The 15,877-nt window shown below is 64.8% G+C and carries 15 protein-coding genes; all 15 read right to left on the bottom strand.

Going from position 1 to position 15,877, the window contains the following annotated elements:
- Positions 1–39: 39 nt before the first annotated feature.
- The 15 genes from AC6EKW_RS05570 to AC6EKW_RS05500 all read right to left on the bottom strand — a co-directional run bounded on the left by AC6EKW_RS05570 (position 40) and on the right by AC6EKW_RS05500 (position 15,761).
- Positions 40–1,092 (bottom strand): ABC transporter ATP-binding protein, encoded by a 1,053-nt coding sequence (locus AC6EKW_RS05570; protein ID WP_273888354.1) that lies wholly within the window; start codon positions 1,090–1,092, stop codon positions 40–42.
- Positions 1,089–2,108 (bottom strand): ABC transporter ATP-binding protein, encoded by a 1,020-nt coding sequence (locus AC6EKW_RS05565; RefSeq protein WP_498513885.1) that lies wholly within the window; start codon positions 2,106–2,108, stop codon positions 1,089–1,091. Before AC6EKW_RS05565 ends, AC6EKW_RS05570 begins: the two co-directional genes overlap by 4 nt.
- Before the next feature lie 6 nt (positions 2,109–2,114).
- Complete coding sequence (locus AC6EKW_RS05560) at positions 2,115–3,020, bottom strand: ABC transporter permease (RefSeq protein ID WP_273888352.1); 906 nt, start codon at positions 3,018–3,020, stop codon at positions 2,115–2,117.
- A gap of 13 nt (positions 3,021–3,033) precedes the next feature.
- On the bottom strand, positions 3,034–4,005 hold the full coding sequence (locus AC6EKW_RS05555) for an ABC transporter permease (protein WP_498513884.1): 972 nt from the start codon (positions 4,003–4,005) through the stop codon (positions 3,034–3,036).
- Between the two features lie 111 nt (positions 4,006–4,116).
- Entirely contained in the window at positions 4,117–5,781 is a 1,665-nt protein-coding gene (locus AC6EKW_RS05550) for a peptide ABC transporter substrate-binding protein (protein WP_273888350.1), read from the bottom strand.
- 171 nt (positions 5,782–5,952) lie between these two features.
- Positions 5,953–6,813, bottom strand: coding sequence for a DUF1028 domain-containing protein (locus tag AC6EKW_RS05545; RefSeq protein ID WP_498513883.1), 861 nt, complete (start codon positions 6,811–6,813; stop codon positions 5,953–5,955).
- A 462-nt stretch (positions 6,814–7,275) separates the two neighbouring features.
- Positions 7,276–8,073, bottom strand: a complete 798-nt coding sequence (locus AC6EKW_RS05540) for a serine hydrolase (protein WP_273888348.1) — start codon at positions 8,071–8,073, stop codon at positions 7,276–7,278.
- Positions 8,051–8,803: a C40 family peptidase gene (locus AC6EKW_RS05535; RefSeq protein ID WP_273888347.1), complete on the bottom strand. Its 753-nt coding sequence runs from the start codon at positions 8,801–8,803 to the stop codon at positions 8,051–8,053. The genes AC6EKW_RS05540 and AC6EKW_RS05535 overlap by 23 nt, the downstream gene beginning before the upstream one ends.
- A gap of 223 nt (positions 8,804–9,026) precedes the next feature.
- A complete protein-coding gene (locus AC6EKW_RS05530) occupies positions 9,027–9,944 on the bottom strand; it encodes an ABC transporter permease (protein WP_273888346.1) in 918 nt (305 codons plus the stop codon).
- A 23-nt stretch (positions 9,945–9,967) separates the two neighbouring features.
- A complete protein-coding gene (locus tag AC6EKW_RS05525; RefSeq protein ID WP_273888345.1) occupies positions 9,968–11,656 on the bottom strand; it encodes an ABC transporter substrate-binding protein in 1,689 nt (562 codons plus the stop codon).
- Between the two features lie 58 nt (positions 11,657–11,714).
- Positions 11,715–12,614: an ABC transporter permease gene (locus AC6EKW_RS05520; protein WP_273888344.1), complete on the bottom strand. Its 900-nt coding sequence runs from the start codon at positions 12,612–12,614 to the stop codon at positions 11,715–11,717.
- Between the two features lie 139 nt (positions 12,615–12,753).
- The gene (locus AC6EKW_RS05515; protein ID WP_498513882.1) at positions 12,754–13,731 is read right to left on the bottom strand and encodes a bactofilin family protein; all 978 of its coding nucleotides are present in this window, start codon (positions 13,729–13,731) and stop codon (positions 12,754–12,756) included.
- 32 nt (positions 13,732–13,763) lie between these two features.
- Positions 13,764–14,285, bottom strand: coding sequence for an anti-sigma factor family protein (locus AC6EKW_RS05510; protein ID WP_273888342.1), 522 nt, complete (start codon positions 14,283–14,285; stop codon positions 13,764–13,766).
- Positions 14,282–14,896, bottom strand: a complete 615-nt coding sequence (locus AC6EKW_RS05505; protein ID WP_273888341.1) for an RNA polymerase sigma factor — start codon at positions 14,894–14,896, stop codon at positions 14,282–14,284. The genes AC6EKW_RS05510 and AC6EKW_RS05505 overlap by 4 nt, the downstream gene beginning before the upstream one ends.
- A gap of 244 nt (positions 14,897–15,140) precedes the next feature.
- Positions 15,141–15,761: a hypothetical protein gene (locus AC6EKW_RS05500; protein WP_498513881.1), complete on the bottom strand. Its 621-nt coding sequence runs from the start codon at positions 15,759–15,761 to the stop codon at positions 15,141–15,143.
- Between the last annotated feature and the right edge of the window lie 116 nt (positions 15,762–15,877).

Genomic DNA, 15,877 nt, shown 5'->3' with positions numbered 1-15,877 from the left:
GGGCGGAGAGTGTGTTTTACCTCTATAAGCTCCGGGAGCCTACTCCCCGCCCACCCGGTAGGGCGTGCTCTCGACCTTCTCCTCTATCCTCTGGCCCTGCCTGACCGGGAAGAAGCAGGAGGCGAGATGTTCCCCGCTATCCTGCGGCTCCAGCGTGGGGACGTGCTCCGCGCAGTAGTCGCGGGCGCGCGGGCAGCGGGTGTGGAAGGTGCACCCCGAAGGAGGATTCGCCGGAGATGGGACGTCGCCCGTCAGGACTATGCGCCGCCTCTCGCGCTCCTTCTCCGGGTCCGGGATCGGTATGGCCGAGAGCAGCGAGCTCGTGTAGGGGTGCCGCGGCGAGTCGTAGATGTCTTTGCGGGGGCCGGTCTCGACGACCCGGCCCAGGTACATCACCGCCACCCGGTCCGAGATGTGCTTCACCACCGAGAGGTCGTGCGCGATGAAGATGTAGGTCAGGTCGAGCTCCTTCTGCAGATCCTCGAGCAGGTTGATGATCTGGGCCTGGATCGAGACGTCGAGCGCGCTGACCGGCTCGTCGCAGATGATCAGCTTCGGACGCAGGGCTATGGCGCGGGCCACCCCTATCCTCTGCCGCTGGCCGCCGGAGAACTCGTGCGGGTAGCGGTTGTAGTGCTCCGGGGAGAGCCCGACCATCTCCAGGAGCTCCTGCACCTGTTTCTTGTGGTCGCCCTCGACCTTGTGGGTCTTCAACGGCTCGGCGATGATGCTGCCGACCGTCATCCTGGGGTTGAGCGAGGCGTAGGGGTCCTGGAAGATGATCTGCATGTCCCGGCGGACGCGCAGCATCCGCCGGCGGTCGAACTTGAGGATGTTCTCTCCCTCGAAGAGGACCTCACCCTCCGTGGGCTCGAGCAACCTGAGGATGCAGCGGGCGAGCGTGCTCTTCCCGCAACCGGACTCGCCGACGAGCCCGAGCGTCTCGCCCCGCTTCACCTTCAGGTTCACCCCGTCGACGGCCTTCACGTACCCCACGGTGCGCTTGAAGATGCCCGCCTTTATGGGGAAGTGCATCTTCAAGTCGTTCACCTCTAGCAGATACTCGGAGTCCTTCCTTGCGTTCTCGCTCATCCCTCTACTCCAAGCTCCTGGTCGACCTTGTTCTTGCGGGCCTGCAGCTCCTGCACCGAGAGGATGCACGCCGCCCAATGTCCGGGTTTCTTCTCCTCGAGCTTGGGGTCGGTCTCGTAGCACTCGTCCTTGACGAACGGGCAGCGCGGGCTGAAATTGCACCCCTCGGGCAGGAAGATCAGGCTCGGCGGCTGGCCCTTTATCGGGAGGAGCCTCACCTCGCCGGCGGTGTCCAGGCGCGGGATGGAGCGCAAAAGCGACCAGGTATAGGGCATGAGCGAGTCGTAGAAGATCTGCTCGGTGGTGCCCGTCTCGACCGCCCGCCCGGCGTACATGACCATGATCTTGTCCGAGATCTGAGCCACGACCCCCAGGTCGTGCGTGATCATGATGATCGCCGTGCCGTATTTCTCCTGCAGGTCGACCATCAGCTCCAGGATCTGGGCCTGGATCGTGACGTCGAGCGCGGTGGTCGGCTCGTCGGCGATGAGCACCTTCGGGTTGCACGCCAGCGCCATCGCGATCATCGCCCGCTGGCGCATGCCGCCGGAGAACTGGTGGGGATAGTCCTTCGCCCGCTGCTCGGGGTTCGGTATCCCGACGTCCCTCAGGACCTGCACGGTCTTCTCCCAGGCCTCCTTCTTGGAGACCTTCTGGTGGATGCGGATGGCCTCCATGATCTGGTTGCCCACCGTGAAGACCGGGTTGAGGCTGGACATCGGATCCTGGAAGATCATCGCGATGTCGTTGCCCCGGATCTTCTGCATCTCCTTCTCGGGCAGATCGAGCAGGTTGCGCCCCTCGAAGATGATCTCGCCCTCTGGGTACTCCGCCGGCGGCCTGGGGTTGAGCTGCATGATCGAGAGCGCCGTCACGCTCTTGCCGCTCCCCGACTCGCCGACGATGCCGAGCGTCTCCCCCGGCTCGAGCGAGAAGCTTACTCCGTCTACAGCCTTCACCACCCCATCAGGAGTGTTGAAGTAAGTCTTGAGATTGTTGACCTCTAGCATAGCCATGGCTATCTATTCTACCGCCTTCGGGTCGAGGGCGTCCCGCAGCCCGTCCCCGAGAAAGTTAACCGCGAGCACGGTTATGACTATCATCACACCGGGGAAGACCGCGAGCCACCAGTTCTGGGTCATCGTGGTCCGGGCATCCTGCAGCAGGTTGCCCCAGGAGGGCGTCGGGGGCTGGATACCGACGCCGAGGAAGGAGAGCGCGCTCTCGTAGAGTATCGCGAGCCCGACGGTGAGCGTCGCCTGCACGACCATCACCCCGACCACGTTGGGCAGGATGTGCCGCAGCATGATCTTCGCGTTGGAGACGCCGATCGCCCTGGCGGCCTGAACGAAGTCCTGATCGCGCAGCGTGAGCACCTGCCCGCGCACGATGCGCGCCAGCGTGGGCCACAGCAGGATCGCCAGCACCCAGGTTATCGTGAAGGCGCTGAACTGGAAGATGCTGCCGATGACGATGAGAAGCGGCAGGAGCGGCAGCGTGAGGACGTAGTCGGTGAGCCCCATGATCCCGCTGTCCACCAGCTTTCCGTAGAAGCCCGAGGCTATCCCGAGCCCGGCTCCGAGGAGCGTGGAGATCACCCCCACCCCGAGCCCGAGGAAGAGCGAGACCCTCCCACCGTAGAGCACCCGCGTGAGCTCGTCCCGACCTATCTGGTCGGTGCCCATCGGGTGGTCGAGGCTCGGCGGCTGAGCGAGCGCGTTCAAGTCTATCTCGGCGTAGCCGTAGGGCGCGATCACGGGCGTGAGAAGCGCCACCACGTACAGCAGGATCAGCACCACCCCACCCGCGATGGCCAGCTTGTGTCGCCTGAACCGACGCCAGATGATCTCGCGCTGGCTGCGGGCCTTGGTCTGTCCCGTGACACCCGGCGGCCGTAGCTCCGTGACGCCGGTGCCCTGCTCCATCATCCCTCTACCCCCTTCAGCTGTAGCTCACCCGCGGGTCGACCACCGCGTAGACTATGTCCGCGATCAGGTTGAAGAGCACCACGAGCACCGCGAAGATGAGCAAGAGCGCCCGCGCCACGTTGTAGTCGCCCTTGTAGATCGAGTCGACCAGAAGAAACCCGAGCCCCGGCCAGGAGAAAATCGTCTCCGCGATGGGCGCCCCGCCGGCGATGTACGCTATGTTGAGCGCCAGGATCGTCACCGTCGGGATGAGCGCGTTCCTCAGGGCGTGCTTGAGGTAGACCGATCTCGCCCGGAGCCCTTTGGCCCGCGCGGTCCTCAGGTAGTCCGAGTCGAGCACGTCGAGCATCGCGCTGCGCTGGAAGCGGCTGTAGTTGGCTATCTGAATCACCGAGAGCGTGATCACCGGCAACGCCAGATGTTGCAGAAGGTCTATGAAGCCGCTCTGTCCCGGGCTGTGTATCCCCGAGATGGCGAAGATGTGCGTCCCGGCCCACTTGGCGAGGTAGACCCCGAGGAGGAGCTGCAGGATGAGCCCGAGCCAGAAGTCCGGCATGCTGTAGCCGACGAAGGTGAAGAACGTCCCCACCTTGTCGAAGGTGCTGTAGCGCCTTATCGCGGAGTAGATCCCGAAGGGTATCCCTATCAGGGCGGAGACGACGAGCGCCGAGCCCAACAGCAGCACGGTGGGCCAGATCCTGGGGATGATGATGTTGTTGACCGAGGTGTTCTGATTGAAGCTCAGCCCGAAGTTGCCGTGCAGCACGATGTCGCGGATCCAGATCAGGTACTGCACCACGAGCGGTTTGTCGAGACCGTACTGGTGGCTTATCCTCTGCAGATCCTGAGGGCTTATCCTCGGGTTGCTGAGCTTGAGCTGCGTCAGCGGGTTCCCGGAGAGGCTCACCAGCCAGAAGATGGTGATGCTCGCCAGGAACAGTATGACCAGCCCGAAGAGGAGCCTCCTTATCACATAGGCATACACCTCAGATGACACCTCCCGCCAGATGCCCGGACCGGACCAGCCCCGATCCCCGGGCACTAATAACGTGGGGACAGGAGGGCCGACCTGCCCGGCCCTCCTGAACGTGCTCCTCTAGACGAACTTCCATTCGCCGATGTTCCAGAAGACGCCGGCCAGCGTCGGGTTGACCTGTGGCCCCTGCAGGTTGTCCACGTAGGCGATGTAGACCGGCCGCTGATACATCGGGATGAGCGGCAGGTCTTTGGCCATCTGATCCTGCGCCTTCTTGAGCAGCGCAGCCCGCTGGTTCACGTCCACCGTCTTGTCCGACTCGTGCAGCCACTTGGTGACCTGCTGGTTCTTGTAGCGGTAGTAGTTCTGACCGTTCGGCGGGATCTGGTCGGCCGAGAAGAGCGTGGTTATCGAGGGGTCGGGGCTCGCGAGCCAGGCCCACTCACCCATCTCGAAGTTGCCCTTCGGGGTCCACTGCCCGAAGAACGTCTCGGCGGCGGTGTTCTTTATGCTTATGTTTATGCCGTACTCCTTGAGCTGCTGCTGCACGATCTGCTGCAGCGTCTCGCGCAGGGTGTTGTCCGCCGTGGTCGAGAAGGTGATGTTCATGTTCGCACCGGCCGACTTGGCCTTCTGAGCGTACTGCTTGGCCTTGGCCGGATCATGCGTGTACTCCTGCCAGGCCGGCGTATAGTACGGCTTCTGGTCCGGGACCAGTACGCTCTGCAGCGGCTTGACCTGTCCCTTGAGGAGCTTGTCTATGACCTGTTTGCGGTTGATCCCGTATGCTATGGCCCTCCTCAGGTCCAGGTTGGGGACTTTGTCCAGGTTGAAGGCTATGTGCTCCCAGACCGTCCCGGCCTTGCTCTGTACCTTGGTCCCGCTTATGGACTTGAGCTTCTGCAGGAGCCCGATGTCCACGGGCGGGTTTATGAACTGTACCTCGCCGTTGCGCAACGAGTTGATGAGCGTATTGGTGTCCGGTATCCAGCGGAAGGTCACCTTCTCTATGGCCGGCTTGTTGCCCCAGTAGTTGTCGTTTCTCACCCAGCTCAGGTATTCGCCCTTCTTCCAGGTGTCGAACTTGTAGGGCCCGCTGCCGACGATGGAGTTGTTGAGCGCGGTGTTGAAGTCTTTGTTCTGGTAGATGTGCTTCGGGAGTATCTGGGTCTCCGAACCACCGAGCAGCGTCATCCAGGGGGCGAAGGGCTCCTTGAAGGTCATCCTGACGGTACGCTTGTCCGGGGTCTCGAACTTGGAGATCTTGTCCCACCCGAAGCGGGTGATGATGTGGTTCTTCTTGTTCATCACCTGCTCGAAGGTCCAGCGCGCATCCTCGCTGGTGAGGGGCTTGCCGTCGGACCAGGTGAGCCCGTCCTTGAGCTTGTACTCGATGGTGAGCGGGTCTTTCTTGAGGATCTTGGGCATCCCGTCGGCGAGCTCGGGCGCGAAGGACAGATCAGGCATGATCTTGAGCGGGCTCTGCAGGATGCCTACGGTAGTGTCCTGGGTGGCCTGCAGGTCACCGCCGGTCACGTAGTTGTTGAGGATGTTCGGCTCCTGGTCGTAGCCGATTATCAGCTGGCTGTTCGTGCCCTTCTTCGGCCCACCGCCGGCAGTGCCGCCACCGCCGCTGGAACCTCCCTGGTTCCCGCCGCCGCCGCATCCGGCGGCACCTAGTACGGTCACCCCGGCTAGCCCGGCACCCCCGACCTTGAGGAAGTCGCGGCGGCTGATACCGCTGCCGGGTTCCCGTTTTGTATCCTTGCTTCTCTTGCTCCTCACGTGCTCCTCCTCTCTTGCGTAACGGGTGTTCAGGCTCCGGCCTTCTACCGAGATCGATATCCTTGCGACGGTCGGACCTCTCTGGTAGAACACCCTTTCCCCCGCGCCTGCACGAGGCGGCGCTTCTTCTCACCAAGCGCAGTATATCGGCCCGTGAAAATTACGCAACCTCTATGCACCAAGGCTCGCCCGCTCCCGCAAGAAACCGAGCACGGCGCGGTCTATGCAACCTTCCTCCTGCTCACGTTCCTCGAAGTTCTCGGTGCGCACGAACGACCCGAGCGCCCGGTGGAGATCGTCGTCGGAGACCTCTCCGCTTCGCAGGTAACCGAGCCGGGCGAGACAGCGCACCACCTCATCCCGGACCTCCCCTTCGATCGCGAGAACGTCCTCCTGAGAGCTCCTCCCGAAGTAGAGCCGGTGCAGCCCGTAGAGCCGGGCGAGCTCCTCTATGGGCTCGGGATGGTCGTCGACCCGCAGATCGACCGCCCGGTCGTCGAACCCGCCGTACCCCCCACCCTCACGCACAACGAGCAGGGCGGCCGACTGTCTGCCCCGCCGGTCCCCTCCTGCCTCCTGGCCGGCTCGTAGGGCCGACAACAACCTCTCGGCCAGGGGGCCGTCGGAAGCCTGGAAAGCGCCGGCCATAGCCTCTACCGTCTCGCCGTCGACGAGGATGTTGCCCTGGGCGGCGAACCCCTCCCCGGCGACCCCGCCGGCCCACTCCATACATTCGTCCCCGGTGAAAGTCGCGCTCTGCCCCGTCGCATCCACCATCCCCACCTGCCGGTGAGGGCTCTCGGGATCGGAGGCCACCAGCTCGGCGATGGTCTCCCGCGCGCTCTTCCCCTCGGACATCATCTCCAGCCCCCGCGGACCGTAGGTGGTGTTGGCCATCGCCTGGGTCGCCACGGCTCCGACGCCGGCCCGCGCCCACGGCACCACGGCCCCGACGGCGAGGAACTTGGACTGCACCGCGACACCAAGCTCACCGCTACGGGCATCGTACCCGACGATGGAGAAGGTGGCCACGAGAGGTGCTCTCCCCGGAGAATGGTTCACGACTTTCCTCCTCTGCCCGTTATGCCAGCTTTCGTCCCCCGATATCGAGATTGTAGTTTTTGTGCCCCCTCTCCTGAAAGATCCCGGCCGGGATGTACCGCCACTGCATATCCTTGCCGACAGACCTGCACCGTCGTCCGAAGACGGGTAATGGGTATCCGGTCACCTCCCCTCTGAGCCTGCTACCCTGCGAACGTGTACCGTAAGAAGTTAACGTGTACCGTAAGAAGTTTACAGAAAAGTCCCGGCCGATCCTTCGGCCCTAAGGACGAAAATTCCACGACGGAGCCGCGAGTACGTTCGGACCCCTGAAGGAACCATGGACGATCCCTTGGCTCATGCCTCCGGAGAGCGAGATCTGACACCCCTCCCGCAAGGAAGCAAGATCATACGAATACACCGACGTGGGAACACCGTCACCCCCCACGGACATCAAAGCATGCGTGTTCCCGACCGGACGAGCGGCAGGCAGAAAGCCCTCGCCAGCACGTCCGTCGCGCTCCGCACCGGCTCCCTGGCGGCCCCGGGGTCACCCTCCGCGATCACGCAGAGAGCATAGGCGTGCCCGGGTAGGATCACGAACCCCGCATCACCCGCCATCCCTTCGAGGTCGCCGGTCTTGTGGGCCAGCATGGCCCCGTCCGGCAGCCGCACGGGGAGCGGGGGCTCGATGCGCTGCCGGCGGAGCATCTCCAGAAAGAGGCGGCGATGCCGTCCGGAGAGGAGATCTCCGCGCCACACCGCGGAGAGGAGCTCCACGACGTCGCGAGGTGAGGTCAGGTTCTCTTCCCCGCGCCCTGCGGCACGTACGTCCATCATCTTCCGCGCGAGCACGGTGTTCCGCAGGCCCAGGGAACGGGCGAGGTGGTTGACGGCATCTACACCGAGGCGTCGGATCAGGACGTTGGCCGCCGTGTTGTCGCTCGCGGTGATCATGGCCCACGCAAGCCCCCCGACCGTAAAGACACCCGGCGTGCTGACCTCCGGCGAATACGCGACGAGGTCTTCCGCCCGGACCCTGAGCGACTCCTCGAGCGACGCCACGCCTCCCTCCACCTCGGCGAGAAGCGCCGCCAGGACGAAGAGCTTTATCAGGCTCGCGCTCCGGAAGGCCTCGTCCTCCCGAACACCGAAGCTCTTACCGGCCGGCTCCCCCTCCAACCCGAGAGCACAGAGCCCTACCCTGCACCCGGGAACCACGCCGAGATCAGCGAGCGGCCCCAGGTTCACCGCATCCCCCTCCGTAACGCGCGAAGCCGACGTACCCATCCTCCGAAACCCTTCGCACCGAGACCCCGCCGTCCTCGCCCTTCGCCGAGACGTAGCAACCATCGCCGAGGTAGAACCCGACGTGGGTGATCTCCTCCCCGAAGAAGACGAGGTCCCCCACGCGGGCCCGTTCCCAGCTCTCCCCGCTCCTGAAGGGTGCACTCGCGAACTGATCCTCCGCGTCGCGCGGCATCCGGGTGCCGCGCAGCTGCATTGCCCTCATCACGAGCCCCGAGCAGTCCATCCCGCGCGTCGAGTCGGTGCCGCCCCATCGGTACGGCAGCCCGAGAAGCCGCAGACAGAGATGGTGGCCCCCGATCCCGACCGGATCCCCGACCCGCCGCAGGACCCCGGCCTCGACCTCCACCGGCCTCCCGTCCGGGAGCACCGCCTTCCCCTCATCCTCTCCGATCAGCGCCCCGAGCGGCAGGCAGGCCCGATTCTCGCCCACGACCACGAAAGCGGGCTCCCACGCGCCTCTCTCCACCAGCCCATCCCCCGCGTCCACCCAACCCGGGTATCCTCCCGGGTCGAGGTGAGAGGCATGTTCCGGCACCACGACGCGAAGCCAGCCACCTCTCCCCCCGAGCACCACGAGTCGCTCGCCGCAGACGACCTCCGTGACCATCTCGACATCGCCTGAGGGAGAGGCGCGCACGGCGATGGATCTCACCGCCACCATATCAGACATGGTCGCATGAAACCCCGGATTGGACCGGCGGTCAAGAGCCGGCGTAAATCCCGGACAGGATGCATCCACCGCTACTGATAAATCCCCGGGTAACGCCATCATCTTCCCCATGCTCCCGGAGGAATGCGGAGCTCTGCCAGATCAACCCGTATAGCCGACGCAACCGTCCAACGAGAAGAAAAAGGGGGCCGGGAGTCCCGGCCCCCTCTCCCGAAGCCACAGCTCAGTCGTACGTCACCCGCGGATCGAGGAGCGGGTAGAGCAGGTCTATGACCAGGTTCGCCGCGACGATCAGGAAGCTCGCGAAGAGCACCGTACCCATGATCATGGGTATGTCCTGGTTCTGCACCGCCTGCCAGGCGAGCGTACCTATCCCCGGCCAGCCGAAGACCTCCTCTATGACCAGCAGGCCGCCGAGGGCGTAGCCCAGGTCCATCCCGAACATCGTCACCACGACCCGCATCGCGTTGCGGAACGCGTGCTTGAGGATGACGGCGCTCTGGCTGAGGCCCTTGGCCTTCGCGGTGCGGATGTAGTCCTCGTTCAGGACCTCGAGCATCCCGGCCCGGGTCATCCGGGTGTAGAACGCCGCGCCCGTGATCCCGAAGGTGAGGGCCGGCAGGATGAGCGCCTTGAAGCCCCCCGTGCCACCGAGCGGGAAGATCGGGATCTTGTACGCCAGGAAGAAGAGCAGGAGAATCCCCAGCCAGAACTGCGGGACCGCCAGCCCGATCAGCACCAGCACGTTGGAGATCCCCTCCAGGAAACCCCGCTTGACGGCGACGATGATCCCGGTAGTGACTCCTATCGCGAGCTCGACTATCACCCCGGCCACGGCCAGCTCGGCCGTGTAGGGGAACCGCTGCAAAATGGTAGGCAGAACCTCCTGCTGCGTCCGATAGGAACGGCCGAAGTTGCCGTGGATCGCCCGGTCGACGAAGCCCAGGTACTGCTCGTAGAGCGGCTTGTCCAGCCCGAGCTGGTGGTAGATGCTGTTGACCACCGACTGCGGGGCGTTCGGCCCGGCGACGACCCGCGCCGGGTTGACCGGCACGACGAACGCGATGAGGAACGTTATGACCGAGACCAGAAACAGCGTGAAGACGACCCACGCTATCCTGCGCAGCGCGTATGCAGCCATCCTCTAAGCCCCCGCAGCTCCGATCACGTCAGGTACCACTGCTGGTAGACCTGGTAGAAGACCGGGTTTATGTCGGCCCCCTTGAGCTTCGGGTTGACGAAGTAGATGGCCTTCTGGTTGTAGAGCGGCACTATCGGGTTGTCCGCCAGGATCTGGCGCTGGATCTTCTGGTACATCTCCAGGCGCTTCTTGTGGTTCGTCTCGACCAGGGCCTGCGCCAGCTCTTTGTCGACCGTCTTGTTCGAGTAGTGCGACTGGTTGTTGGTCGGTATCTGCTTGGAGTTGAACAGGACGTCCAGGAAGTCCGAAGGATCCGGGAAGTCCTGGCTCCAGGCGCCGACGCCCGCCTGCGCCTTGCCGGACTCGATCTTGCTGATCCACTCGCTGAACGAGATGCTGTGCAGCGTCATCTTCACGCCTATCTGGGACAGGTTGTTCTGTATGACCTGGTCCACCTTGGGCTCGTCCGAGGTGTTCTGGTCCCAGAAGTCGATGTGGAAACCGTTGCCGTAGCCGGCCTCCTTCAGGAGCGACTTCGCCTTCTCCGGGTCGTACGGATACCCCTTTATGCTCGGGTCGTAGCCCGGCATGTGCGGCGGCAGGATCTGGTTCGTCGGCACGACCATGCCGGCCAGGACCTGGGCTATGCGCTTCTTGTCTATCGCGTACTGGAAGGCGAGGCGCACCTTGGGGTCGGTGAAGGGCTTCTGCTGCACGTTGTAGAAGATGTACCAGAGCGTGTTAGAGACCGCGCTCTTTATGTAGCTCTTGTACTTGGGGTTGTTCTTGACCTGGTTGTACTGCGCGGAGGGGAAGTCGAGCGCGTAGTCGGCCTGCCCGGACTCGACCCGCTGGATCTCGGTCGTCGGGCTCAGCCCGATGGTGATGTCTATCTCGCCCGCCTTCGCCTCGGTCGTCTCCGGAGCGCTGGTCGGGTTCTTGTAGTCCTTGTTCTTCACCAGGATCAGCTTCGAGCCGTGGCTGAACTGCTTGACCATGAACGGCCCGCTCCCGACCGGATGGGTGTCGAAGTCCGGCCCAGCCTTCTCGACGGCCTTCTGCGGCACCGCCGAGGCCGGCGGGATCGCGATCGTCTGCAGGAACGTCTGGTCGGGCTTCTCGAGGTCGAACTCTATCTTGTAGGGCGAGAGGACCTTGATGCCCTTGACGTCCCCCTTGGGGTTCTTGCGATAGGCCGCACCGCCGACGATGTTGGTGTAGAAGTCGGCGACCGGGCTCTTGGTCTTCGGGTTGAGGATGCGCTCTATGGCGTACTTGAACGCCTGCGCGTTCACCGGCTCGCCGTTGGTGAACTTCATCCCCTTTCGTATGTTGAAGACGTACTTGTGCCCGCCGTTCTCGGGCTTGGGCACCTCGGTCGCGGCCCACGGCACGAACCCCTGCGCGCTCTGGTTGTAGGTGATGAGCGTCACGAAGGTCGCGTGCACCACCGGCCAGCTCAGCGTGTCGTAGGCCAGAGCCGGGTCGGTGTGCGGTATGTCCTGCTGGGTCGTGACCTGTATCGGCCGGCTGGCGCTCCCGCCACCGCCACCGCTCGAGCCACCCTGTCCGCCGCCGCACCCGGCGGCCCCGAGCAGGGCGGCCCCGGCTAGGCCCGTTCCTCCCGCTTTGAGGAAGTCGCGGCGGCTGACCCTCCTCCGTCCACCGGAGGTGTAGGGCTTCGCCTCGTCCTCTTCTTTTCTTCTGGTCATCTTCTCCTCCTTCTTCGTTCTCCTCCCGCCGGACCCTCCGGCGGCACACTCCTCCAGACTACTTCCTGGGGTCGAGCGCGTCCCTGAGCCCGTCGCCGAGCAGGTTGAGCCCGAGTACCGTGATCGCCACCGCGATACCGGGGAAGACCGCTATCCAGGGGGCCGAGGTGAGGTACTGATCACCGTCGCTTATCAGGTTGCCCCAGCTCGGGGTCGGCGGCTGCACGCCGATGCCGAGGAACGAGAGGATCGCCTCGTAGAGGACGGTCGTCGAGAACCCGAGCGTGACGTAGACGATGATCTGCCCGTAGACCTGCGGCAGGAGGTGCCGGATCAGGATCCGGAACCGGCTCACCCCGATACTTCGTGCCGCGTCCACGTAGTCGCGGTTCTTCACCGAGAGGATCTCGCCGCGCACGATCCGGGCCAGGTAGAACCAGCTCACGAACCCGATGACGAAGATGACGACCTTGAGCCCGGGCTTGAGCGCCACCGATAGGAAGGCGGCGAAGAGCAAGACCGGGAAGCTCATCATCACGTCCGTGAAGCGCATGAGCAGCGTGTCCACGATCCCGCCGAAGAAGCCGGCCACCGCGCCTATCACGACGCCGATTATCGTGGAGATTATGTTAGCCAGGATCGCGACCTCCATCGAGGTGCGCGCCCCGTAGACGAGCCTGGAATACAGGTCGCGCCCGAGCGGATCGGTGCCGAGCCAGAACCTACCGGAGGGTGGGAGCGGGCTGCCCGTGGCGGTGAGGCCGTTACGGAACTGGATGTCGGGGTTGTAACGGGCCAGCACGGGCGCGAGGATCGCGACGAGTATCATGATCAGGAATATCGCGAGCCCCACTAGGGCGCTCTTGCTGGCGAGAAAACGCCGCAGCGCCTCCTCCCGCGGCGAGCGGCTCTTTATCCCCCGTAGCGACCCCCCAGCCTCTTCTTGTGAGGTTGCCAACCTATCCGGGGATACCGTCAGCTTGAAGCCTCCTTTCTTCGTACGCTGGTGCAGGCCATCGTAGATGATCCGTACTCCGCCCTGTATGAACAGTCAAGAAACTACTCCCGCGCAAGATGAAAGTCAAGGAAGTGTTTCCCTAACGTCTTCCCCTGGAGAAGACCGCCAGCACCGTGGCGCCGAGGCCGAGCAGCACGAGCCCGCAGAGTATGAGAGCCCCCAGGATCGGTACCAGCGCGGAGACCGCGACGAGCAGCGCCCCCACGATCGCCGCCGCGGCGTTCCCGCTCCTGTAACGCCCCGTAGCGAACAGCGTCCTGCGCCCCAGAAAGTACGCGGTGGCGACCGTACCGAAGAGCGCGAGCCCGAAGTACGCCGGGACCAGGAGGACGAGCACCGGCCCTCCGACGACCGACACGGCGAGCACGACCCCGAGCACGACGAAAAGCGGCACCGAAGCCGCCCCGACGAGCAGCGACCTCCCCGGATACCATTCTATGCTTCTGGCCGCGGAGGCGAGCGGCCGGGGCAGGACCATGGCGAGCAGGACGCTGCAGGCGACGAACGCGAGCGTCCCGAGACCCCACCCGACGAGACCGGCTCCGCCCCCCGCTCCCGACCCGGCGTCCCTCAGCCCGCCACCGCTCTGGAAGGCGACGCCCGTCACGGCGGGGCTCGCGCTCACGTCACGGCTCTCGTCGGGCATGCTGCAGCTGCGGCATATGATGCTCCCCCCGAACCAGGCTCGTGGACCGTGGTGGATGCTGCCGTGCCCCACTTCCACATCACCACCCACCGGGGCGTTGACGTAGACGTTGCCGTTGCCGGCCTTGACCCCGCCGGCGACCGGCGCGAGTATGCGAACGTTCCCGGAACCCGAGTTCACGCTGCCGTCCACCTGTCCCTCTATGAGTATGTTGCCCATACCGGAACTCACGTTCCCGCGGACGTGGGCTCCGGGCTCGACCGTGATGTCGCCTATGGCCGTCGTGGCAGAGTCGACGGTCTGACCGTCGCGTACCACCACATCCCCGATCGCCCGGTCCACCCAGGCCCGGGCAGGCTGCGCGGGGGCCAGCAAGAAGAGGCCGAAGACCAGGAGCGCCAGCAGGCGCAAAGGGCTTGGGAGAGAGAGGCCCGGAACCGTCCTCATGCCCGCCGCGACCGGCGGACGAAGGCCAGCACGACCACCGCTATCACGGCGTCCACGAAGGTCCCGACCCCAAGCACGACGAAAAGCGGCCAGGAGACCACCGAAAGGCCCGTGTGAACGGCCTCCGCGACCCCGGAGATGAGCCCGGAGAGCTCGTTGAACGCCCCGGTGAGGGCTCCCACCAGCTCGAAGCCCCCCGTGCGCTCCAGGTCGAGCAGCGCGGCGACGAACAGCACGGCGGCCAGCGTGCTCCACGCGGCCCTCGCCTTCGCGGACCGCGTCGGGAGCGCCATCGCGACCCCCCGGCTGATGGTCCCCCTCTGCACGGGAGGCGGGCAGTGGCGCATGCTCCCAAGAAACGCGCTCAGCCCCGCCTCCCGCTCGTAGAGCTTCCGGCACCCCCGGCAACGCGCGAGGTGCTCGCGCACCTCCCGTTCTTCCCCGGGACCGAGCGACCCCTCCACGAGCTCGAAGATGCGCGCCGGGTCGCACCCGGAGCTCTTCTCCTGCCACCTCACAGGACCTCCCCGGACTCCTCCAGTTTGCTCGCAAGCATGTTGCGGGCCCGAAAAAGCCTGCTCTTGACGGCCGGCACCGAGATCCCGAGCACCTCCGAGATCTCCGCGTAGCTGAGACCTTCGGCGTAGCGCAGGATCAGCGGCACGCTGTAGGACTCCGGAAGGTCCACGACCATCCTCTGGATGCTGCGCGAGAGGTCGGCCTCGACGGCCTCGTCCTCGGGGCCCTCCGCCTCGGGCGCCGAGTGCACCTCCGGGATGAACTCTACGACGTCCTTCCTCCTCCTCAGCGTGTCCACGCCGAGGTTGTTGGCGATCGCGAGCAGCCAGGTCTTGAACCTGTATTCGGGGTTGAAGGACTCCAGCCGGTCGTAGGCCCTCAGGAAGGTCTCTTGCACGAGGTCTTCGGCCGAGACCTCACGCCTGGAGTATGGGTAGAGAACCCTCCATACCAGCCTCTCGTACCTCCGGACCAGCTCTTCGTAGGAGCGCACGTCACCGGCGAGGGTGCGCTCGACGAGTTCGTCGTCCTCCAGCTTCGTCCTGTCGAGGGTGAGGCTCCTGAGCCTCTCTCGCCACCGGCCGAGCTCTGCTGCGGATGTATAGCTCATGCTAGCCTCAGTATACGACGGGTCGGCATCCGGGGTTTCGTCTTCGCTCTAGATCATAAGCCGTCCACCCGCCGCCCCGAGCCTCCGGTGTCTGCTCCTCGAACGTCGGCCGGGCTCCCTGATACAACCTTCTCACCGCCCTGCAAACGACCTCGCGGGTGGAGAAGCCCCCATCCGTCAGCCGCCTTCGGGTGAGCCTGTACGGAAGCCCCGGTCACCCTGAAGCCGCGGGACCGCCAGGATCTCATGCGGCGTTGGTGCGCCACCGGAGCTCCACCCCTTCGCGCTTGGCGAAGAAGAGCAGGTCGTCTCGCAGGGCCTGTATGTCCTTGTCGTAGATCGAGATCACGCAGAACCCGCAGTTGCGGTAGGCCCACACGAACGGCGCCACGTCCCCCGAGAGCTCGTGCCGGCTGTGCTCCCCTCTGGCGTCGTAGATGTCGAGGACCTGCTCTACGAGATCGAGGGTCATCGTCCAGCCGGACTCCGTCGGGGCGCAGAAATACCCGGAGAGCTCTCCGCCGCAGACCATGGTCTCCTGCAGCCGCCGGGCGAAGGACCGCTTGTGCTCCTCGACCCCGGCGAGGTACTCGGCGTCGTCTATCAGACGCGGCGGGGCCGGAGAGTAAGGCCGATTCCCGGTGACCGGGACACCCTCGGGTGGATAGAACCCGACGAACGGTACGGGCGAGCGCCACAGATGCTTTATGACGCCGAGGGTTATGTTGCGCGCCCCGGCCGGATCTCCGACGGCCTCCGCGAAGCGCGCGTTCATGAGCCGCATGTGGCGCGGCTCCCACGGATGCGGCTCCCCGAGCCTGCGTACCCGGCGGCGGCGTTTGCTTATGTTCTCGATTCCTTCCACCAAGCGGCATTCTAGCATCGCGGGAGGCTTTCAAGACCAGAGATCACCGCTCGAAGGCAAAAAGAAGGGGCGGGTGTGTTCCCGCCCCGGGTGGTTTCTCTCAGGCGCCCCCTCTA

Source organism: Rubrobacter sp. M3-4 (genome assembly GCF_059772285.1).
Note: the sequence above shows the minus strand (reverse complement) of the source record. Positions and strands in the feature narration are given on the sequence as shown.